This window comes from Nonomuraea insulae, from assembly GCF_042656245.1.
Window position 1 is genome coordinate 108,228 of record NZ_JBHSPA010000112.1, and the last position, 20,566, is coordinate 128,793.

Consider the following 20,566-nt stretch of genomic DNA (forward strand, 5'->3'; position numbering starts at 1 on the left):
GCGTACAGCAAAGGCCGCCAACCTCGACCAGCTGTGAGGCCCCCGCCGTACGAGGCTGCGCTGGTCGCCTGCGTGTGGCGTACGTCATATCAGCGCGCTGTCACAGGGTTCGAGCCGTCGGCATCTCATGGTCGACCGGCTGGGAGCGCACCTTGAACGCCCGTTTCAACGTGCCCGGCCTTTCCTGGAAAGGGACCATGATGAGCTCAGCGCTTGACAGCCTTCGCCGTACCTTCGGCGGCGACATCATCGAACCCGGCGCGGCGCGGTACGCATCGACCAGTGGCGCGGTGTTCGCGTCGGGGAGTCCGGCCTACGTCCTGCGGCCCGCCGGCGTCGCCGACGTGCAGGCAGCGGTCAGATTCGCGGTCGGCGCCGGCCTGCCGCTGTCCGTGCGCGGCGGTGGCCATGCCTTCGCGGGTTTCGGCACCAACGACGACGGCGTCGTGGTCGACCTCAGCCGGCTCGCGAACGTGGAGATCATCGACAAGGAGCGTCACCTGGTGCGGATCGGCGGCGGCGCTATCTGGGGACAGGTCGTCGCCGCCCTGGCCCCGCATGGCCTGGCGATCTCCTCGGGCGACACCAAGAGCGTTGGTGTCGGCGGGCTGACGTTGACCGGCGGTATCGGGTGGAAGGTCAGGAAGTACGGCCTGGCGCTGGACAACGTGGTCGCCGCCGAGGTGGTCACCGCCAGTGGACAGCTCGTACGGGCCAGCGCCACCGAGCGCCCTGAACTGTTCTGGGCGCTGCGCGGGGGTGGCGGCAATGTCGGGATCGTGACCGCTTTGGAGTTCGCGGCCCATACGACGACCGACGTGTTCCATGGCAAGATCGCTTTCCCGGCGGCGGAGGCGGCCGTCGTGCTCCAGAGCTGGGCGGAGTACCTGCGCACCGCCCCCGACGAGCTCACCTCCATCGCGAACTTCGCCAATCCCTTCGCCGGCGGGCCCGACGCGCCCGTCGAGATCCACGTCGCCTTCGACGGCGATGACCCAGCACTCGCCGCGCAGGCCATCGACCCGATCCGCCGGCTCGGCACGGTGCTCGGCGACGACGTCGCGCTCAAGCCGTATGCGGACACGCTGGAGGAAGGCGGCGTGACCCCGCCTCCTGGCCTGCGGTTCCTCGTCCGAAGCGCGTTCGTCGACACCGAATCGGTGGCGCGGGTGCTGCGGATCCTCGCCGAGGCCGGGGCATCGCCGGGCTCGCCGTTGATCTCCGTCCGGGGCGTCGGCGGTGCGGTCGCCCGGGTCCCCGACGATGCCACCGCCTACGCCCATCGCCAGGCGGAGTTGATGTTCGTGACCACCTCCGCGGGTCCTGAACCGGTCATCGAGGCCGCGCGTCCCGCGCTGGAGGCGATCTGGGCCAGACTCGCGCCTCATGTCAGCGGCGCCTACGCCAACTTCCTCACCTCTGCCACCGAGGAGGATGTCGCCGCGATCTATCCGCCGCACACCTATCAGCGGCTCGCGGCGGTCAAGCGCCAGTACGATCCCGGCAATCTGTTCTCCCGCAACCACAACATCCGACCCCGGTAGGCGCCCAACAACGAGTTGGGGATTGGGGCAGCATCCTGTGTGCGGGCCGAAAATACGAGCGGGAGGGGGTTGTTCCGACCGAGCACTTTCCCCCTCCAGCCGGTAGCCCGTGGCTCAGGCGATGGTCGCCGGGGTGTCCCGCAGGGTGACGCTGGCGTGGCTCTCCTGGAAGCTCTGGTCGGAGACCAGGGTCAGCCGGGCCGCGGACTGGAATTCCGCAAGAGTGGTGGAGCCGCAGGACACCATCGTGGTCTTGAGTTTGGCGATGGTCAGGGCGAGTCCCTCGTTGAGGTCACCGGCGTAGGGGACGTAGCCGTCGACGCCTTCCTCGAAGATCAGCCCCTGGCTGCCCTGGCCGTAGCGCTGCCAGTTGCGGGCACGGTTCGAGCCTTCGCCCCAGTACTCCTTCACGAAACCGTCCCGGGTGGGGAGCTTCGCGCCGGCCGCCTGGTCGAAGCGGGCGAAGTACCGCCCCATCATGACGAAGTCCGCTCCCATCGCCAGTGCCAGGGCCATGTGGTAGTCGTGCACCAGCCCGCCGTCGGAGCAGATCGGCACGTACTCGCCGGTGCGCTCACGGAAGGCGTCCCGGGCCGCGGCGACGTCCAGCACCGCGCTGGCCTGGCCGCGGCCGATGCCCTTCTGATCGCGGGTGATGCAGATGGAGCCGCCGCCCACGCCGACCTTGACGAAGTCCGCGCCGGCCTCCGCGAGGAAGGTGAAGGCTTCACCGTCGACCACGTTGCCGCCGCCGGTGGGGACCTCCGGATAGTGCTTCTTCACCCAGGTCAGGGCTTGCGCCTGCCAGTCGCTGTAGCCGTCGGAGGAGTCGAAGCACAGCGCGTCCGCGCCCGCCTCCAGCAGAGCGGGGATGCGCTCCCGGTAGTCGTGGGTGTTGACGCCCGCGCCCACGCGCAGGCGCTTGGCGGAGTCCACGGCCTGGTTCGGGAAGCGCTTGTTGTCCGCGTAGTCGGACCGGAACACCAGATACCGCAGATGGCCGTCGGGGTCCAGCAGCGGAAGGCAGTCCAGCCGCTGCTCCCACAGCCGCGCGTTGGCCTCGGAGAGCGTGGTGTCGGCACCGGCGTGGGGCAGGTCGGCGATAGCGATCATCCGACCGCTCACCGGCCCGTCGAGGTCGTGGCGCTGGGGATGAAAGTCGCGAGAGGTCACCAGGCCGAGGAGGCGGCCGGTGGCGGTGCCGTCGTGGGTGACCGCGGCGGTGCTGTGACCCGTGCGTCGCATGACGGCGACCAGGTGGCTCAGGCTGTCTTCCGGGCGGACGTTGGTGTCGCTGGTGACGAACCCGGCCTTGAAGTTCTTCACCTGCCGGACGGCTGCCGCCTGGTCCTGGATCGGCTGGTTGTGGTGCAGGAAGCTCAGACCGCCGTTGCGCGCGAGCGCGATCGCGAGTTCCGGTGTGCTGACAGCCTGCATGATCGCGGACGTGAACGGGGAACTCAGTTCGATCGCCGGCTGCTCGCCCACGACGTGCCGCACCAAGGGCGTGGACAGGTCGACCGTCGCGGGTGAGCAGTCGGTCCGGGTCCGGTTCGGAAGGAGCAGAAACTCGTTGAACGTCCTTGAAACCTCGGCGATGATCTGTGCCACTTGTTCCTCCTGACCCGTCGGCCGGGGCCCGACTGCCCGGCCGTGAAGATCGCCCCGTGCTCCAAGACCCGGGCAGGCAGGTGCCGGCGTGGCAGCTGTGGAGATGCCACGAACTGCGGCAGAGCCCTGACCAGCCCGTGTCGAAACGGGTGCGGTCGTGACCTGGCACCCTATCGACTGCTCCGCCGCCGCACGAATCTTCCCCGCTTCACCGGCGATTGCCCCTCACACCGCAACAGGAGCGTGGCACGATGAGCAATCTGTTTCCGGCTTTCGGCGATTCCTCCGGAAAGACCCCGGAATGTCACCAGCGGCGTCCGATAAATCGTCCGAACTGTTCCGCCGTCTCATGATCAAGAAGATCGGACCGAAGATGAATGGGGCAACCGCGTTACGGGGACTGGTTTCGCTGGTTCTCGCCTTCGGGCTCCTCGCCCCCGGTCAGGGCATGGCGGCCGAGCAGGCGAAAGGCCCGACGCTCCGCTACATGGGCCTGGGGAGCTGCGGCGGTCAGGCGTGCGGACCGTGGAAGGTTTGGTTGAGCGACAATCGGGTCATCCAGCTCAAGGACGCGCGGGCGACTCTCCATTTCCCCGGAGGCAAGAAAGTGTTCGCCGCCCCGATGGGCGTCTCACCGCACGGCGGACATCTCGCCTATTCGCGGAACGGGGACCGAGCCCTGGTCATCAGGAGCCTCGTCGACGGGTACGTCCGCCGGGTCCCCGGCTTCATCGTGCCACCGGGGAGGGTGACGCTGACGGTTTCTCCGCTCGGACACTTCGTGGGCCTCCGCGAGCAGAAGGCGGACGCACCGCTTCGCATCGCGAACACCCTGACCGGCGCCGTTTCCACCCTGCCCCCACAGTGGAGCATCATCTCCTTCACCCCCGACGCCTCACGCATGCTTGTCCACACGGACGGTTACGGCGACGAGGTGGCGGTGTACGACCTGCGGACCTCGACTGTGGTACGGCGAATCGGGCCGGCCCACGCCCTCTCCGGCGACGGCGACACCCTCGCCACGAGGATCGTGGACGGCGGCACCTGGATCACGTTCACCAGCTTGAGCAAGGGGACCGAGGTGCGGCCCCGCATCCCGGTGCCCACGCACAACGTCTACCTGGCCTGGAACCGGTCGGGCACGCTGACGATGCGGCTCGCCGTGGTCAAGGGCCCGTGGCGCAACTACTCGGCCTACGACCGCTGGGTGTTCGATCCGCGCACCGGTAAGACGCGCAAGGCGGACCGCGTCGTCATCCCGCGAGGGCTGCGCGCCCACCGGGTCGCAGGCTTCTCGTAACTGGATCCCGGCCCGGGCGACGGGGCTACTTGAGACGGGCCAGCAGGTCGTCGAGGACCTTGTTGAGGGCTTCGGAGTTGGCGGGGGTGAACCAGGTGGTGCGGATGCGTTCGTTGCTTCCGTTCGGAGTCTCGTGGTCGGCCGCGAGCTGGTGCAGCGAGCGGGTCTCGTCGCTCAGGGCGCGCCCGACGCCCTGGAAGAGGCCGCGAACGTAGTGGTCTGCGACGTCGGAGGGGACGCCGTGGCCGACGGCCCATGACGTGAGTGTGGTGAGGTACGAGAGGTGGGTGGTCAGCGTCGCCGTCAGCGCGGAGAAGACGTTGAACGCCGCCTCGTCCTCGACCGCGAGAGACCCGCCCAGGCGCTCGAAGAGAGAGTCCACCACCGGGTGCGACGGGAACGTCACCGTGACGGAGTCGCGTTCGCGTACGGGAGGCAGCGGGATGGCCCGCACGAGCGGGGCGTCGGTGGCGAGCATCCGGCGCAGCTCGTCGTTGCCGACGCCGGCCATCACGTTGACCACGATCTTGTCGCCGTCCACACTCAGGCCGGCCAGTGCTTCATGCCGGTCCAGGGGGCGTACGGCGATGATCACCACCTCGGAACGGTCCACCACCTCCTGGTTGCCGGCGCATACCCGTACACCCTCGAAGCGCTCGGACAGCTCCGCGGCCGTGCGGGCTCCCCGAGGAGAGAGGAACACCTCCGGGGGCTTGTCGGCTCCGTCGCACAGGCCCACCACGATGGCCCGGCCGATCTCGCCCACTCCGATGATGCCGATGCGCTTCACTGCGTCTTCCTCCATGGTGCGTGGTCGTCATTGCGTGCTCAGCCAGTTCAGGACCAGCGTGCGGGAGCCTTCCCAGTTGCGGCCGATGAGGTCGGCGGCGCCGGCCAGGTCCGCGTCGTCGAACGCGGCAAGGATCTGCTCATGCAGCGGGGCGGCGTGACCTTCGCGGTCGCCATCGCGCATGAACGCCAGCTCGTAGCGCGCCACCCGGACCCGGAGCGCCTGAATCATCGCGCGCAGGCTGGCGTTCGGGCACGCCGACACGATCGTGTCGTGGAAGGTGGTGTCCAACCGCCACCGTTGCACGGGATCGCCGGTGGCCAGCAGTTCGCCGTCGATCGCGCGCAGCGCGGTGAGGTCGAGTGCTCGTGCCGGTGAGGTAGACACCGCCAGTCGCTCGAGAGCGGCCAGGATCGGATACAGCTCGGCGGCCTCCTCGGGACTCAGGGGACGTACGGTGAACCCCCGCGCCGGTGTGGAATCGAGCACCCCCTCGGCCTCCAGCCGCAGCAGCGCCTCCCGCACGGGAGTGCGTGAGACCCCCAGCGAACGGCTCAGCCTGGCCTCAGTGACCGCCCGCCCCGGCTTCAACTCTCCCGCGGTCACCAGGTCGACGACCCGCTGATAGACGGCTGTGCGTAACGGCGCCGGCCGCTCGATCGCCTCCCTCGCGTCCATCTGCCTATCGTATACGATATGCACCGGCTGGTTAATGGGTGGCTCGGACCCGGCCGCGTTCCCTAACATCTCCCGGCATGCCCTCCTATGCTCATCCGCTGGCCTGGCTCTTGGCACTTGAAGGCGTGGCGCTGCTGCGTACACAGGCCGGTGATCTCGGCGACGAGGAGTTCGTGGCGCGGCGGATCGCCGAGATCCGCGGGATGACCGCCGACCAGGACCTGTCGCTGAGCGCGGGCGCCGTCGTCGGCCACGCCACCACGGTGGAGGGATACGCGCAGTGGGCCGATCGGTACGACTCCGAGGAGAACCCACTGATCGCGGCGGAGGAGCCGCAGGTGCGGCGCATCCTCGCCACGCTGCCGGCGGGCCGGGCCCTGGACGCCGCGTGCGGCACGGGAAGGCACGCCGCGTTCCTGGCCGGACTGGGGCACGAGGTCGTCGGTGTGGACTCCTCGGCGGACATGCTCGCCCTGGCCCGTGCCAAGACGCCGGAGGGCACGTTTCACCAGGCGGACCTGCACGACCTGCCGATCGAGTCCGCGAGTTTCGACCTGGTGGTCTGTGCGCTGGCACTGACCCACCAGCCGGCTCTTGGGCCGGCACTGCGCGAGTTCGCCCGGGTGACCCGGCCTGGCGGTCACGTCGTGCTGTCGGACATTCATGTGCTGTCGCTCTACCTGGGCGGCGTGGCCACGGTGGGCGGACCGGACGGCGGCCTCCGGGCGATGCCGGCCAGCCGCTTCTTCGCCGGCGACTACATCGCCGCGATCCACGAGGCCGGGCTGGAGATCGTGGCCTGCCACGAACCCAGGTGGGGTGAGGTGCCCGGCGGGCACGGCGGCCCGCTCGCCCGGCAATGGTGCCCCGAGGCGGCCGCGGCCGCCTATCACGACACCCCCGCCCTGATCATCTGGCATCTCCGCCGCTGAGGGGTGGACCAGCAGAGGGGCCGCTCAATGGCTCACCGACTCAGGTCCCGGCGATCCGAAGGTATTCCTCTGGACGGCCGCACCGCTCACGGATCTCGTACGAGACACGTGATCGTTAAGCTGGCTGACATGGCGCTCTTGTCCCACCTCCACCATTTCAACCAGCGGCACCCATGGAGCCACAACGACCACTACGGCCGCTGGATCGCCGACCAGGTGGCCGCGTCCGGGGCCCGCGACGTCCTCGACGTCGGGTGCGGCACCGGCAACCTCGCCGCGTCGCTCCGCCACCGCACCGCTACCGTCACCGGGCTCGAACCCGACCCCGCGACCGCCCGAGCCGCGGCGGAGCGCTTCGCCGACGACCCCGCTGTCACCATCGTCCGAACCGACTTCGCCGGGCGCGACCCGCAGCGACGCTGGGACGCCGTCACTCTCGTCGCCGTCCTGCACCATCTTCCTCTGGTGCTCACCCTGCGGGCACTACGCGGCTGTCTTGCTCCGGGCGGGCGTCTCGTGGTCGTCGGCTGCTACCGGGAAGCCGGGCCCGCCGATCTGCTCACCTCGCTGCCGGCGATGGTCGCCAACCCGATCATGGGGCTGGTCAAGCACCCGGGCCGCGCCGATGCCAAGCCCCTGCACATGATGGCGCCCACCGCCGAGCCGCAGGAGACCCTGGCCGACATCCGGGACGCCTGCGCACAGGAACTGCCCGGCGCCCGGATCCGGCGTCGCCTGTTCTGGCGATACACCCTGGTCTACGACGCCCCTGCGCGTTGACGCCGGCAACCAAGCACGACGCACCCCCACCGCTCTTCACCGCCGGTCCGCACCCTGCTCCGGTACGGGTCCACGGCCTGGCAGCACGCGCCCTGCTCGTCTGGTGACGCTGAAGATGACGAGGCCGATGAGGGTCATGGCGGCTCCGGCGTAGCCGAGTCCGGCGTTGAGGGTGGCGGCGCCGGCGAGGCTGGCGAGGGTCGCCCCGAGGTTGAAAGCGGCGATGTTCGCGGTCGAGATCATGGTCGCCGCATCCCCTGCCACCGACAGAACCCGGTTCTGCAAAGGCGCGATCAGCCCGAATCCGGCAGCCCCGATGACGAACAGCATCACGATGGTAGGAGCCGGGAACGGGGCCGGCAGCGATTGCGCGATCAATCCGGTGAGGAGCAGCACGAGGAGCACCGTGATGGTCGCGTTCGGGTAGCGGTCGGCGGCGCGTCCTCCTGCCCAGTTCCCGACGACCAGGCCGGCGCCGTAGATCATCAGCAGCCACGTCAGCGCACTCTCGGGAAAGCCGGTGAGGGTCGTGAGCAGCGGGGAGATGTAGGTGAAGGAGGCGAAGAGCCCGCCGAAGCCGATCGCCGTGGTGGCCAGCGCCCCCCACACGGCCGGGGAACGGAACGGACGCAGCTCGTCCCGCAACCGGCCGGCGCAACGACGTGCTCGCCTGGAACCGCGCCGCCCACGCCCTGCTCGTACCTCACCTGGATGTCGAGGCGCCGGGTGACGCCGCCACGCGGCCGTCCCTGTCGCGCTGGTTCTTCCTCGACCCGCACGCCCGGGAACTCCACCGCAACTGGGAGGACCTCGCCAAGACCCACGTCGCCTACCTGCGCCTGGTCAGCGGCCGTCACCCCGGCGACGCCCGCCTCGCCGAGCTCATCGGCGAGCTCACCATGGGCAGCGGCAAATTCGCCGCGCTCTGGGCGGCCGGCCGCGTCGGCGACTGCACCGCGGGCCTCAAACGGTTCCGCCACCCCACCGTCGGAGACCTCGACGTCGACTACCAGGTCTGGCTCCAGCCCGACAGCCCTGACCACAGACTTGAGATCTACACGGCGCATGATCAAGCCGCGTCCGATGCCCTGCGGTTGCTCACAGCGAGGGTGGGCCCGTCGCGTCAGAGCGATCACCGGCCGGCCCTCGCGCGCGTAGCGTTCCTTGATCGATCGGCTCAGGAGAAGGCGAGCGTGACGGCGAGGACGGCGAGGAGGGAGCCCATGGCCAGGCGCTGGGCGCGGAGCCAGGAGGGCCGGGCGGACAGGAAACCGGCGATGCCGCCGGCGGCCAGCACGATCGAGAGGTTGACCAGGAGGGCGACCGCGATCTGGACGCAGCCGAGGATGATGCCCTGGAGCAGCACGTTCCCCCGGTCGAGGGCGATGAACTGCGGGATGACCGCAATGTAGAGGAGCGCGATCTTCGGGTTGAGCAGGTTGGTCATCAGGCCCATCATGAAGAGCCGCCGCGGGGGATCGTGCGGCACTTCCCTGGCCGCGAAGATGGACACCCCGCCGGGCTTGAGCGTCTTCCAGGCCAGCCACAGCAGGTACAACGCCCCCACGGCTCTGATGACGGTCAGGAGTTCAGGCAGAGCGGCGAACAACACCGCCAGGCCGAGGTTCGCCCCGACGAGGTAGACGAGAAAGCCCGCCGCGACCCCGGCCAGGGAGATGACGCCGGCTCGCCGTCCCTGGCCGGTGCTCCGGGATATGAGGTACATCATGTTGGGCCCTGGCGACAGCACCATCCCGAGGCCCACGGACGCCACGCCAAGTACCGCGGTTTGTTCGACCATGTGAACGAAGCTATCGAGAACGCAATCTCGGTACAATATCTAGAATTGAACTCAGAGCAATGTGGTGATTGGATGGGGGAGTGGAGGACTTTCGGAGGGTTGCCGATTCCATCGCCGCGGAGATCGAGGCCGGGAGGTTGCGGCCGGGTGACCGGCTGCCTCCGCAGCGGATCTTCGCGCGGCGGCACGGCATCGCCAACTCCACCGCCGCCCGTGTCTACCGGGAGCTGACGCGCCGGGGCCTGACCGTGGGGGAGGTGGGCCGGGGCACTTTCGTCCGGGCCGCCGATCCGCGGCCGGGCCCCGCGCTGGCCGAGCCCGCCGGCAGCAGGATCGATCTGGAGCTCAACTACCCCGTCGTGCCCGAGCAGTCGAAGCTGCTCGCCGACGGCATCAGCCCGTTGTTGCGCGCCGACGTGCTGGAATCGTCCATGCGGCCGGTCGGCGCGGCAGGCACCCCGCTGGCGCGCAGCGTCGCAGCCGACCTGCTCGCGCGCGGGCAGTGGCGCCCGGATCCGGAGCGGCTGCTGTTCGCGGGCAACGGTCGTCAGGCGATCGCGGCGGCCCTCGCCGCGCTGGTCCCTCCGGGCGGGCGCCTCGGGGTGGAGGAGCTCACCTACCCGGTGCTCAAGGGGATCGCGGCCCGGGCCGGCGTCACGCTCGTCCCGCTGCGGGTCGACGCGGCGGGCCTGGATCCCGCGGCCGTGGAGGCCGCCGCGCGCAAGGCTCCGCTCAAGGCCCTGTACGTCCAGCCGACCATGCACAATCCGTTGTCGATCAGCATGCCGGTGGAACGCAGGGCCGACATCGCGGACCTCCTCGCCCGCCTGGACCTGCCCGCGATCGAGGACACGATCTGGTCCTTCCTCCGTGACGACCTGCCGCCCTTGGCCGCCTTCGCCCCCGAGCGCACGATCCTCGTCGACAGCCTGTCCAAGCGGCTCGCGCCTGGCCTGTCGCTCGGCTTCGCGGTCATGCCGGGCTCCGCCGTCGCGCCCGTCGCGACGGCGCTGCGCTCGGGCGGCTGGACGCCGATGCGGTTCGCGCTGGAGGCGGCCACCCGGTGGCTGACCGACGACACCGCACGGTCGGTGGCCGTCGCCAAACAGCGAGACGCGGCCATGCGCCAGGACATCGCCGCGGCTCACCTCCACGGTTTCGCCATACGCAGTGACCCGCGCTCCTATTACTGCTGGTGGGAGCTCCCGTCACCGTGGCGGGCCGATACGTTCGTGGCCGCCGCCGCCCGGCACGGCATCGCGGTCACCCCCGCGGCCGCTTTCGCCGTCGGACGCAACAGCGCCCCGAACGCCATCCGCCTCGGCCTCGCCTCACCACCGCCGGACACCCTCTCCCGAGCCTTGGCCACCCTCGCCGGCCTCGCCCGATCCACACCGGAAGATCTCGTCGCCGAGTGACGCCCGCGGCCGCGCCGGTTCGCCGGCATCGTCATGCTCACCCGTGCAGATGGCGCCGGAGAAAGTCGTGCCACGTGTGCACGAACGTGCGGGCGAGTGCCGACTCGGGAGCGAACAGGTCCCAGGCGTGGAACGCGCGGGCGTAGAGATGCAGCTCGACGGGAACACCGGCGGCGATCAACCGCTGCGCGAAGGCGATGTCCTCGTCGCGGAACACATCGAACTGGGCGGCGGCGATGAAGGTGTCCGGCATGTCGTCGAGGTCGGTGGCGCGTCCCGGCGCGCAGTACGGATCCAGAGCGGGATCGCCGACGCGGTCACCCAGGACCGCGGCCCAGGCGAGCAGGTTCTCCCTGCGATCCCAGACGCCGAGGCCGGTCACCTCGAAGCTGGACGGAGTCTCGTTGCGATCGTCGAGCATCGGGTAGTTCAGCGACAGCAGGCAGGGGCGCGTGGCCTGGCGGTCCCGGGCCATCAGCGCGGTGGCCACGGCGACCGCTCCGCCGCCGCTCGCCCCGGCGATCCCGATCCGACGGGGATCGATCCGGTGCTCGCCGGCGTGCTCGCCGAGATGGGTGTACGCCAGGTAACCGTCCTCCGCGGCGCCGGGAGCCGGAGTCTCCGGCGCGAGCCGGTAATCGACGACGGCGAGCACGCAGTCGAGCGACAGGGCCAGGGCGGTGGGGTACGTGGTGTCGTCGTGGGCGCTGCCGAGGACCTGTCCTCCCGCGTGGAAGTAGACGAGGGCCGGACGGGCGCGGTCGTCGTTGCCGGGATGGAACATGACGACGTCGAGCAGCGATCGGTCGTCTCTCGGAATGCGCAGCGTTTCGACCGTGACGCGGGGGTCGTCCGGCGCGATTCTCTCCGCGCGCAGTGCTTCGCGCAGCGCCGGGATGTCGGACAGATCCATCAGGCTGCCGTTCGAGGCTCTCGGCATCGCCGCGAGCGCGGCCGCGAGTTCGGGGTCGAGTGAGGCGGCTGTTCCAGTCATGTTGTGTTCTTCCTCTTCCGCGTGCATACAGGTCAGAACAGTGGGGGTTGCCCGCTGCCGGCGGTGATTCCGCCGTCGACGGGCAGGACCGTCCCGGTGATGAATCGAGCGTCCTGCGAGGCGAGGAAACTGACCGCACCGGCGACGTCATCGGGGGTGCTGAAGCCCGCCAGCGCCCTGCGCCGGTTGAACCGCTCGATGAGTTCCCGGTATTCGAGAGCGTGTTCTTCGTTCGTCGTGAGGGAAGGGGCGACGGCGTTTACGCGGATGCCGTATTGGCCGAGGTCGAAGGCGAGTCCGCGGGTGAAGTTCACGACGGCGCCTTTGGCGGCGTTATAGGCGGCGAGGCGACGGTCGCCGCCGAGGCCGGATGCCGAGGCGACCTGGATGATGCTCCCGTGGCTCTGTCTCAGGTACGGCAGCGCCGCCTGGGCGCCGAAGAAACAACTGTCGACGTCGGTGCTCATGATGAGCCGCCAGTCCGGCAGCGTGGTCACCTCGAACTCTTTGCCGATGCCGATACCGGCGTTCGACACGAGAACGTCGATGCCGCCGAAACGGCCGGCGCCGGCGTGAATCATCGCCTGCACGTCTTCTTGTTTCGTGACATCGGTGGCGACCGGGAGCATGCGTCGCGGACCGAGTTCGGCAGCGAGGGCGTCGAGCTTGTCCTTCCGTCGCGCCGCGAGTACGACGTTCGCTCCTTCCGCGGCGAACCGCCGGGCGATTCCCTCGCCGATGCCGGAGCTCGCTCCGGTCACGACGACCGTCTTTCCGGTGAAGCGCTGTTCCATGACGACTTCCTTCTCGATGTCCGGGGTGGGCTGGGGATCACCTCGTCCAGTGACGACAGCATCTGCTGTCATCGGTGACGCTAGCACAAGCGACGACAGCATCTGCTGTCGCTATACTCGCGTCATGGCACGGTGGGAGGGCAACGCCCGTGGCCGCCTCGAACGAGCGGCGCTGACCCTGTTCAACGAGCAGGGCTACGACCGCACGACGGTCGCGCAGATCGCGCAGCGCGCGAACCTGACCGAACGCTCCTTCTACCGCTGGTTCGCCGACAAGCGAGAGGTGCTCTTCGGCGGCGATGACCTCGAGGCCCGGTTCGTCTCGGCCATCGAGGCCGTCCCCCCGGACGTCGGCGCGCTGCCGACCTTGCTGACCGCGTTCGCGTCCGCGCCGGAGGTTCTGCGTCCGCGCGACTTCCTGCTGGAACGGGCGGCGGTCGTCGCCGCCAATCCGCCGCTGCAGGAACGCGAGCTGATCAAGCTGGCGTCGTTGTCCGAGGTGGTCGCCGCCGCGCTGATGCGCCGCGGCTGCGACGAGCAGACGGCACGGCTGGCCACCGATGTGGGCATGGCCGTGCTGCGGCTGACCACCGAACGATGGGTCCTCGACGAGGAAGCCGACTTCGCCGACCTGCTCTCGGCCGGCACGGCGGACCTGCTGACCGTCGCCGCAGGGGGAGCCGCACGCGAACGTCCCACCGCGAAGGACTCCTGATCGCCGACGTTCCTTCGACGATCCCCATGGGGAAGTTGAGACGCTTATGCGAGCTATGGGAGAGTTTGACGTCCTCGGTGACGAACAGAGCAGGGCCGTAGGGCTCGCGCGGAAGGCTCGCAGGCGGCGTGGTCGGCGAATTCCGCCGACCACGCGGATCCTGAAGGTCGCCTCCTGATCCCCGACAACGAAGGTGACCACATCATGCGAAGAACGATCGCGCTGGCTGTCGCGGCCGTCGGGCTGGCCGGTTGCGGCGTGCTCCCCGGCCAGCAGGGCAGCGGCGGCGAGAGCCGGTCAGCGGCCGCGGCCGCACCGACCCCCGTCGAGCAGCAGGCGACGGCACCGGCCGCACCGGCACAGGCCACCCAGGTGATCGCCACCCGCGAGGCGAGCACCGGCGCGGGCGACATGTACGGCAAGGCGCGAGTGGACATCACCTCGCTCAAGCGCCAGGGCAGGACCGTCACCCTCAACTGGATGATCACCGCGACCGACGGCAAGGTCAACATGCACAACGGCATGGGTACGGGCACGCTCGACTACACCGTCTCGGGCGTCTCCCTGATCGACCCGGTCAACGCCAAGCGCTACCGGGTGGCCCGCAACGGCACCGGCGAGGACGCCAAGTGTGTCTGCTCGGGGACGCAGGGGCAGTTCATGGAGCCGGAGCAGGCCTCCTCGCTCTACGCGGTGTTCGCGGCTCCGCCGCCGGACGTCACGAAGGTCAACATCGAGATGCCGATGATCGGCGTGTTCACCGATGTTCCGATCTCTTAGCGTCGCCTTGGCCCTCGTCCTGACCCCGACCCCGGCGCCCAGCGCGCCGCCCGGCGCCACCGGCGCCGTCGAGGACCTCGTGCTGCCGGTCGAGGACATCATCGGCGAGGTCGAGTCGATGGACGGCACCGAGAGCGAGACCAAGCAGGGCCGGCAGGTCACGGTGGCGGTGACCAGCGACGTGTTGTTCGCGCTGGACAAGTGGCGGCTCACCGCCAAGGCCAGGCAGCGGCTGGCGAAGGTGGCAGAGAAGGTCGACGCCGAGGGCGCCGGCGGAGTGGTCAAGATCGAGGGGCATACCGACGACCAGGGCACGGACTCCTACAACGTCACGTTGTCGCAGCGGCGGGCGCAGGCCGTACAGGCTGTCATGCGCGGGTTGCTGACGGGCTCGGGCGTGACGCTGGAGTCTCATGGGTACGGCGAGAGCCGCCCCAAGCTGCCCAACATCATCGAGGGCAAGCCCGTGGAGAAGAACCGGGCCAAGAACCGGCGCGTCGAGATCGTCTTCACCGCCAAACAGTGATCACCCCCTTGCCTCGTGCCGTCGGACCGGTGGCCCAGGCCGGGGTCCGTGGTCGCGAGCCTGTCGGGTCCGCGAAGGCGCCGCCGCATGGCGGCGCCTTCCCGCGTTGAAAAGGCGAGTGGTTCCCGCCGTACGGCGACGCCGCCATTGACCAAGGTCAAGGGTGACCGGGGACGATCGGCGGCGGCGCGCGACCGCTCCTGATTTCTAGCTTTAGGGCTGTTCATCAGGAGAAATGGGGAGGTCGCCGTGGACGACGGCTTGTATCGGGACGTCGTGGAGCTGGCCGCGCAGGCGCCCGGATGGGTGCGATGGCTGGCGGAGACAGGCACCGATGGGGTGCTGGTGGTGTTCGCGGCGCTGATGTCGGCGGCGTGGTGGCGCGCCAGGCGGGGGAGTTCGGAGCGGATGGCGTCGGCGCTGCTCGTGCCGGTGGCCATGGTGGCGAGTTACGTGGTCAGCGAGGTCGTCAAGGGGCTGGCCCAGGAGGATCGGCCGTGCCGGTTGCCGCAGGGGATGGCCACGATCGTGCCGTGCCCGGCGTACGGGGACTGGTCGTGGCCCAGCAACCACGCGACGCTGGTGGCCGCGGCGGCGGGCGGGCTGGTGCTGGCCTGGCGGGCGCTGGCGCCGTACGTGGTGGTGCTGGCGCTGCTGGGTGGCGGGTCGCGGGTGTTCGTCGGTGTTCACTATCCGCGTGACGTGGTGATGGGGCTGCTGCTGGGCGGGGTGCTGGCGCCGGTGCTGGTGCTGGCGTTGCGAGGGCCGGTGACGACGCTGGTGCTGCGGCTGCGGGAGCAGGCCACGACACGTCCCCTCCTGGCCGCGCCCGTCCCGGACGAGCCGCCCATGCCGTGGACGGACGGCCCGCGTCACGCTGAGCACCGTCATCGCTGAGAAGTGTCGCCGCTGAGCACCGCCGCTGAGCACCGCCGCCGCCGAGCACCGCCGCCGCCGAGCACCGCCGCCGCCGAGCACCGCCGCTGAGAAGCGTCGCCGCTGAACACCGCCGTCGCTGAGCATCGTCGCTGAGCGCCGTCGCCGCGGTTGAGTGCTCGCGGTGAGCGGTCACTCGCGGGGGACCAGACCGGCGTCGTGGGCGATCACGGCGGCCTGGACGCGGTTGCTCACCCCGAGCCGGCCCAGGATCGTGCTGGTGTAGGTCTTGACGCTGCCCTCTGCCAGGTGCAGCCGCCGGGCGATCTCGGCGTTGGACAGCCCCAGGCCGACCAGCGCCAGCACGTCCCGTTCGCGCGGGGTCAGGACGGCGACCCGCTCACCGGCGGCCACGGTCCTGGCCAGGTGGTCGCCGCTGAGCGTGCGGATCACCCGGGCCGCCACCATGGGCGACAGGTACGCCCCGCCCTCGGCCACAGCCCGCACCCCCAGCGAGAACTCGCGCGGATCACCGGTCTTGAGCAGGAACCCGGCCGCCCCGTCGCCGAGCGCGCGGGAGATGTAGGCGTCCGAGCCGAACGTCGTCATGATCAGCACGGCCGTGCCGGGAGCGACGGTACGCAGCTCGGCCGTGGCGGTCAGGCCGTCGAGCCTGGGCATGCGGATGTCGACCAGCGCGACGTCGGGGCGGTGGGCGCGGACGGACTCGATCAGGGCGTGACCGTCGCCCGCCTCGGCGACCACCTCTATGGCCGGGTCGGCCGAAAGGATCACCCGCACCCCGGCCCGCACCGCCGCCTCGTCGTCGGCCAGCACCACTCGCACCACCGTCATACCTCCTTCGCGGGACCGCACCTTACGCGTCGCGGCCGTGGGGCAGGAAATCCTTGGCCACCAGCCGCCCGTCGCGGAAGCACAGCCGGAACATCTCACCCCGCACCACGTCGAACGGGTTGGGGTGAGTGCCGTAGTACCGGCAGCGGATGCCGGGTGGCTCGCCGGCCCGCCCGCCGTCCACCCGCGTACGGGAGGGCAGCACGGCCTGCACTGCGGCCTCCTCCTGACCCACTCGCAGCCCGTCGAAGACAGCCGGCGACAGCGCCGAGGTGACCGAGTCGTAGACCATGAAGCCCAGCAGCAGCGCGGCGACCGTCGCGGTGGCCGCCACCGCCGTGGTGACCGCCGCGAACCGGCTGCGGTGTGCCCTGCGCCGAGCCCTGTCCAGGTGGAACGCGGACGTCGAAGGCACGATCGGGCCGGGCCGGCGCGGCAGGGTGGCCCGCAGCTCGAAGCCTCCCTCATCGGTCGGCCCGGCACGCAGGCTCCCGCCGCACAGGCGGACCCGTTCTCCGAGCCCTTCCAGCCCGTACCCGCCGTACGACTCGCGGGCCGGCTCCGCCCCCCGGCATGTGGTCACCGTGACCGTGCTCCCGTCCTCCCCGTGCTCGACGGCGACGGTCACCGGGCCGCTGGGGGCGTGCTTGGCCGCGTTGGTGAGGCCCTCCTGCACGACCCGCCGCAGCGCCCGCTCCGCCATGGCCCCGGCGGGCGGCCCGTCCCCTCCGGTACGCAGCTCCACCGGCAGCCCCGCAGCCCTGGCGCGCGCCACCAGCTCCGGCACCTCCTCGGAGGCGGGGTCGGCGTCCTCGCGCAGCAGGTGCACGATGTCCTGCAGCCGTCGCGCGGCGGCCGTGACCGCGCTGCGTGCCTCGCCCGCCGCCTCCCGGTACGGCTCCGCCAGGCCCGGCGCCACCTCCAGCCCGCCGATCCGCAGCGCGACCAGGCTCAGCTCGTGGCCCAGCAGGTCGTGCATGTCCCCGGCGATCCTGGTACGTTCCCTGGCCCTGGCCTGCTCGGCGATCGTGCGCTGGGCGCGTTCGAGCTCCTCGGCCCGTTCCCAGCCCTCGCGGGCCAGCACCACGTACTGGCGGCGGGCGCGTCCGGCCAGCCATGGCACGACCGCGCCCAGCACCGTCCCGGCCACCGCCACGAACCACGCGCCCGCGTCCCCGGCGGCCACCGGCGCCACCACGCCCAGCACCGCACCCCCGGCCGCCCCGGCGAGCGCGCGCGGCCCTTCGCCCCGTACCCCCGCCAGGTACGCCGGCACCGCCATCGCCGCGAACACCACGAACGGGCTGCCCGCCACCACGGCCGCCACCCACAACGTCACCCCGGCCGGCATCGCCGCCCAAGGCCACCGCCGCGCCAGCGTCACCGTCGCGGCGACCCCGGCCAGGAACGCGACGGCCTCCCACCAGGCGAGCCGGTAATCCTCGCTGGAGGTGAACCCCGCCCACATCACCGGCAGCCCCAGCACCGCCCCCAACAGCACGTCACCGGAGAGCCGCACTCTTCCCCTCATGCCGGTCAACGCTATCGGCGCCGGTCACAGACCCCCATTGCCGAAAGTCAACCCTCGACCGGCCTGCGCGGCAGATGCGGCCGGCCCACGCCGGCAGCGAGCATGACTGCACGGTCAGATCGGGCCGGCCCACGTCGGCAGCGAGCATGACCGCACGGTCGTCGGAGGCGGCCCCTTCCGCGGCGCCCTCAGAAGGTGAGCCCGGAGAGCGCGCGGGTCGTGGAGATCGCGCGCGGCCATCAGGGCAAGGACAGCCAGGCGATCAACCAGTGGTACGACTCCGACCACCCCGACGCCTCCTGGTGCGCCCGCTTCGTGTCATGGGTGTTCAACGAGGCCGGCGGCCCGCTGCCCGACATGCAGAAGACGCACCGCGACCCGCGGGCCCAGGGCTTCCAGTCGGTCGAATGGGCCGTCGGCACCGCGATGGAGCAGGGCGTCTGGCACGAGGGCACCGACGGGACGCGGCCCGGCGACGTCGTGGTCTTCGACGCGCGCCCTCAGCCGTTCAGGTAGCGCAGCGCGGCCGGCACCCTCCGATGCTGCTCTCCGTCGGAGGGTGCCGCATCCGCTCGGATGAGTTCAGCGCGGTGCGGGCCGGTCGTACGGACCCGTGCGGAGACCCTCTCAGGCGGCCCTTCTGGCTTGCTCGTCGAGTGCGGCCACGACGGCGAGCGGGTTGATGATGCCGTAACCGTAGTCGTAGTCGAAGCCCTGGGTGCTGCGGTCCTGGGCGGTGGCCTGCAACAGCGAGCGGAGTCTGCCCGGCGGGAGTTCGAGGACGGACCAGCGGGCGCGGATCGCGGCCACGACGCCCGCCGCGACGGGGCAGGCGGCCGACGTGCCGTTGTCCGGCACGGTGGGGCCGTCGAACTGAGAGCCGGTGAAGTGGGTGTAGGCGCAGATGTCGGGTTTGTGGTCGGTGAGCCGGCCGGGCCCCTCCGAGGAGTAGCCGACGCGTTCGTCGTGGGTGTCGACCCCGCCGACGGTCAGGACCTTGGGGTGGCCGTTGGCGCCGGCGATGGAACGCTCACCCAGGTTGCAGTTCGGGGCCGCGCATTGGCGGCCGCAGTTGCCGGCGGAGAAGACGATGTCGGCACCGGCGTTCTCCAGGCTGGCCACCATCGTGTTGAACGGGTGGGAGGGGTTGTCGGAGTAGTTGCCCGGGTGGCCGACTGGGAAGTCCTGGTCGCTGTTGTACACACCCCAGCTGTTGCTGATCACCAGCTTGCGTGATTCGGCGGGCATGGTGGTCAGCTGGAGGTGAAGGTGGGCGTACGCGGCGACCGCGTCCGACAGGAAGCCCGCGGTGTTGCCCGGCCCGCCGGGTGTCCGGCTCTGTATGACGGCGATGTCGAGCAGGGTGGCCTTGGGGGCGGCCAGCAGTGCGTCGAAGGCGCACATGGTGCCGTGCGCCACCTCGTATCGGCCGGGGGTGTGGGGAGCGCCAGGTGGGGACCAGCTGCGGGTGGCGTCGACCTTGAGCTCGGCGCCGAGGTGTGCCTTGATGTGTTCGTAGTTGAAGCCGCCGTCGGCCACGGCCAGCATCACGCCGTCGCCGTCGCATCCGGCCTGCCACAGCTCCGAGGTGTGCAGCAGGCGCCTGACGTCGTGCCAGTCGCCGACCGCGCCGCTGCCGGCGCAGGTGAGGTGGTGCTCGACGGACGGGTCGGCGAACACGCCCGTCACCTCGCGGACCGTCGAGCGCAGCAGACGGGCGTGGCTGGTGACGTCGTCAGCGTCGATCTCGCCGCGGATGAGGACGTGCGTGTCCTGCGGGGCGGTGGAGAAGCTCAGCGGCTGGTTGAGCGACAGCGGGTCGCCGCGGGGTGAGGCCGGCTGAGGGAGCACCAGCGTCAGCGGGGCGAAGGACTCGTCGATCACGACACCGGGCAACGGGCCCGCGAGCCGGCCGGCGACGTCGGCCGCGGTCGTGATGACGGCGGGATCGGCCACAGCGTTGACGATGTCGGGAGAGAGGCGCAACTGGATCAGCACGCGCATGGATGCCACCTTCCGTTGGTCGTTTCGTGGCGGTCGAGGCCGGTTACAGCGCTTCGAGGGTCCAGTAGGCAGCGGAGACGTCGCGGTTGGTCATGAAGATCAACTGATCGCCGTTGGACTCGGTCCAGGGCCGGAAGGCCTGGCCGGAGGAGTGGTTGACGAACTGCACCTGGTTGGGGTTGGCGCGGGAACGCTCCACCCGCCAGTACTGGGAGGAGTCGCTGGTGTTGCACGAGACCTGAATGACGAGGGTGCGGTTGAGGCCGCCGAGCGGGCCGGGCTTGATGCACCGGTTGGTGTGGATGTTCTTGATCTGGTAGTAGGACCAGCCGTCGGGTTCGTCGCGGCGCTGCTGGAACTTCCAGCCGTTTCCCGCGTCGGAGAGGGCCGAGTAGATGAACAGGCCCTCGGTGGAGTCGGCGCCCCACCCCTGCGGTACGAGATGGCCTCCGACGTTGACGTTGTCGATTTTGTAGGTGCGGCTCTCATCGACCCAGCCCCACATCGCGGGGTTGGGCTCGGCCTTGACCACAGTGACGGCCTGCGCGGCGGGGGCGGACAGACCTACCGAGAGGACCACCGCCGCGAAGACACAGGCCAGGCGGCGAAGCGGGCAGATGGGAATCATGAGCATCCT

Annotated in this window: 21 protein-coding genes and 1 pseudogene; 11 read left to right on the forward strand and 11 right to left on the reverse strand. The window is 70.3% G+C overall.

Annotated features, from left to right (window positions below; genetic code table 11):
- Window positions 1-200 precede the first annotated feature (200 nt).
- Entirely contained in the window at window positions 201-1,544 is a 1,344-nt protein-coding gene (locus ACFPZ3_RS62485) for an FAD-binding oxidoreductase (protein ID WP_379523896.1), read from the forward strand.
- Between the two features lie 114 nt (window positions 1,545-1,658).
- Here ACFPZ3_RS62485 and ACFPZ3_RS62490 read toward each other — a convergent pair whose 3' ends face one another.
- Window positions 1,659-3,155, reverse strand: a complete 1,497-nt coding sequence (locus tag ACFPZ3_RS62490; protein WP_379523897.1) for an IMP dehydrogenase — start codon at window positions 3,153-3,155, stop codon at window positions 1,659-1,661.
- 538 nt (window positions 3,156-3,693) lie between these two features.
- On the opposite strand from ACFPZ3_RS62490, the gene ACFPZ3_RS62495 reads away from it, so the two are divergent.
- Window positions 3,694-4,455 (forward strand): hypothetical protein, encoded by a 762-nt coding sequence (locus tag ACFPZ3_RS62495; RefSeq protein WP_379523898.1) that lies wholly within the window; start codon window positions 3,694-3,696, stop codon window positions 4,453-4,455.
- 25 nt (window positions 4,456-4,480) lie between these two features.
- Here ACFPZ3_RS62495 and ACFPZ3_RS62500 read toward each other — a convergent pair whose 3' ends face one another.
- Complete coding sequence (locus ACFPZ3_RS62500; protein ID WP_379523899.1) at window positions 4,481-5,245, reverse strand: NAD(P)-binding domain-containing protein; 765 nt, start codon at window positions 5,243-5,245, stop codon at window positions 4,481-4,483.
- A 27-nt stretch (window positions 5,246-5,272) separates the two neighbouring features.
- Window positions 5,273-5,923: a GntR family transcriptional regulator gene (locus ACFPZ3_RS62505; protein ID WP_379523900.1), complete on the reverse strand. Its 651-nt coding sequence runs from the start codon at window positions 5,921-5,923 to the stop codon at window positions 5,273-5,275.
- 77 nt (window positions 5,924-6,000) lie between these two features.
- Between ACFPZ3_RS62505 and ACFPZ3_RS62510 the strand changes: the two genes are divergently transcribed.
- Both ACFPZ3_RS62510 and ACFPZ3_RS62515 read left to right on the forward strand, forming a co-directional pair.
- Window positions 6,001-6,855 carry a class I SAM-dependent methyltransferase gene (locus ACFPZ3_RS62510; RefSeq protein WP_379523901.1) on the forward strand — a complete coding sequence of 285 codons (855 nt, stop codon included), beginning with the start codon at window positions 6,001-6,003 and terminating at the stop codon, window positions 6,853-6,855.
- A gap of 129 nt (window positions 6,856-6,984) precedes the next feature.
- Window positions 6,985-7,635: a class I SAM-dependent methyltransferase gene (locus ACFPZ3_RS62515; RefSeq protein ID WP_379523902.1), complete on the forward strand. Its 651-nt coding sequence runs from the start codon at window positions 6,985-6,987 to the stop codon at window positions 7,633-7,635.
- Between the two features lie 36 nt (window positions 7,636-7,671).
- Here ACFPZ3_RS62515 and ACFPZ3_RS62520 read toward each other — a convergent pair whose 3' ends face one another.
- A complete protein-coding gene (locus ACFPZ3_RS62520) occupies window positions 7,672-8,280 on the reverse strand; it encodes an MFS transporter (RefSeq protein ID WP_379523903.1) in 609 nt (202 codons plus the stop codon).
- Window positions 8,281-8,297: 17 nt separating this feature from the next.
- Between ACFPZ3_RS62520 and ACFPZ3_RS62525 the strand changes: the two are divergent.
- Window positions 8,298-8,675, forward strand: a pseudogene (locus tag ACFPZ3_RS62525) (MmyB family transcriptional regulator); the annotation flags it as partial.
- Between the two features lie 137 nt (window positions 8,676-8,812).
- Here the strand turns inward: ACFPZ3_RS62525 and ACFPZ3_RS62530 are convergent.
- Complete coding sequence (locus ACFPZ3_RS62530) at window positions 8,813-9,436, reverse strand: LysE family translocator (RefSeq protein ID WP_379523904.1); 624 nt, start codon at window positions 9,434-9,436, stop codon at window positions 8,813-8,815.
- 80 nt (window positions 9,437-9,516) lie between these two features.
- Between ACFPZ3_RS62530 and ACFPZ3_RS62535 the strand changes: the two genes are divergently transcribed.
- Window positions 9,517-10,854 carry an aminotransferase-like domain-containing protein gene (locus tag ACFPZ3_RS62535; RefSeq protein ID WP_379523905.1) on the forward strand — a complete coding sequence of 446 codons (1,338 nt, stop codon included), beginning with the start codon at window positions 9,517-9,519 and terminating at the stop codon, window positions 10,852-10,854.
- A gap of 37 nt (window positions 10,855-10,891) precedes the next feature.
- On the opposite strand, the gene ACFPZ3_RS62540 is transcribed toward ACFPZ3_RS62535, so the two are convergent.
- Together ACFPZ3_RS62540 and budC are read right to left on the reverse strand one after the other, a co-directional pair.
- Entirely contained in the window at window positions 10,892-11,848 is a 957-nt protein-coding gene (locus tag ACFPZ3_RS62540) for an alpha/beta hydrolase fold domain-containing protein (protein WP_379523906.1), read from the reverse strand.
- Between the two features lie 32 nt (window positions 11,849-11,880).
- Window positions 11,881-12,642 carry a meso-2,3-butanediol dehydrogenase gene (budC, locus tag ACFPZ3_RS62545; RefSeq protein ID WP_379523907.1) on the reverse strand — a complete coding sequence of 254 codons (762 nt, stop codon included), beginning with the start codon at window positions 12,640-12,642 and terminating at the stop codon, window positions 11,881-11,883.
- A 124-nt stretch (window positions 12,643-12,766) separates the two neighbouring features.
- Between budC and ACFPZ3_RS62550 the strand changes: the two genes are divergently transcribed.
- From ACFPZ3_RS62550 to ACFPZ3_RS62565, 4 genes are all read left to right on the forward strand, one after another.
- On the forward strand, window positions 12,767-13,357 hold the full coding sequence (locus tag ACFPZ3_RS62550; RefSeq protein ID WP_379523908.1) for a TetR/AcrR family transcriptional regulator: 591 nt from the start codon (window positions 12,767-12,769) through the stop codon (window positions 13,355-13,357).
- 204 nt (window positions 13,358-13,561) lie between these two features.
- Window positions 13,562-14,137 carry a hypothetical protein gene (locus ACFPZ3_RS62555; protein ID WP_379523909.1) on the forward strand — a complete coding sequence of 192 codons (576 nt, stop codon included), beginning with the start codon at window positions 13,562-13,564 and terminating at the stop codon, window positions 14,135-14,137.
- A complete protein-coding gene (locus tag ACFPZ3_RS62560; protein ID WP_379523910.1) occupies window positions 14,121-14,663 on the forward strand; it encodes an OmpA family protein in 543 nt (180 codons plus the stop codon). Before ACFPZ3_RS62555 ends, ACFPZ3_RS62560 begins: the two co-directional genes overlap by 17 nt.
- 249 nt (window positions 14,664-14,912) lie before the next feature.
- A complete protein-coding gene (locus ACFPZ3_RS62565) occupies window positions 14,913-15,560 on the forward strand; it encodes a phosphatase PAP2 family protein (RefSeq protein WP_379523911.1) in 648 nt (215 codons plus the stop codon).
- Between the two features lie 171 nt (window positions 15,561-15,731).
- Here ACFPZ3_RS62565 and ACFPZ3_RS62570 read toward each other — a convergent pair whose 3' ends face one another.
- Window positions 15,732-16,388, reverse strand: a complete 657-nt coding sequence (locus ACFPZ3_RS62570; protein WP_379523976.1) for a response regulator transcription factor — start codon at window positions 16,386-16,388, stop codon at window positions 15,732-15,734.
- Between the two features lie 28 nt (window positions 16,389-16,416).
- The gene (locus tag ACFPZ3_RS62575) at window positions 16,417-17,925 is read right to left on the reverse strand and encodes a sensor histidine kinase (protein WP_379523912.1); all 1,509 of its coding nucleotides are present in this window, start codon (window positions 17,923-17,925) and stop codon (window positions 16,417-16,419) included.
- 195 nt (window positions 17,926-18,120) lie between these two features.
- Here ACFPZ3_RS62575 and ACFPZ3_RS62580 point away from each other — a divergent pair, with 195 nt between their 5' ends.
- On the forward strand, window positions 18,121-18,441 hold the full coding sequence (locus ACFPZ3_RS62580; protein ID WP_379523913.1) for a hypothetical protein: 321 nt from the start codon (window positions 18,121-18,123) through the stop codon (window positions 18,439-18,441).
- A gap of 111 nt (window positions 18,442-18,552) precedes the next feature.
- On the opposite strand, the gene ACFPZ3_RS62585 is transcribed toward ACFPZ3_RS62580, so the two are convergent.
- Window positions 18,553-19,929, reverse strand: a complete 1,377-nt coding sequence (locus ACFPZ3_RS62585; protein ID WP_379523914.1) for a S8 family peptidase — start codon at window positions 19,927-19,929, stop codon at window positions 18,553-18,555.
- Between the two features lie 43 nt (window positions 19,930-19,972).
- The gene (locus ACFPZ3_RS62590; RefSeq protein ID WP_379523915.1) at window positions 19,973-20,557 is read right to left on the reverse strand and encodes an RICIN domain-containing protein; all 585 of its coding nucleotides are present in this window, start codon (window positions 20,555-20,557) and stop codon (window positions 19,973-19,975) included.
- Window positions 20,558-20,566 lie beyond the last annotated feature (9 nt).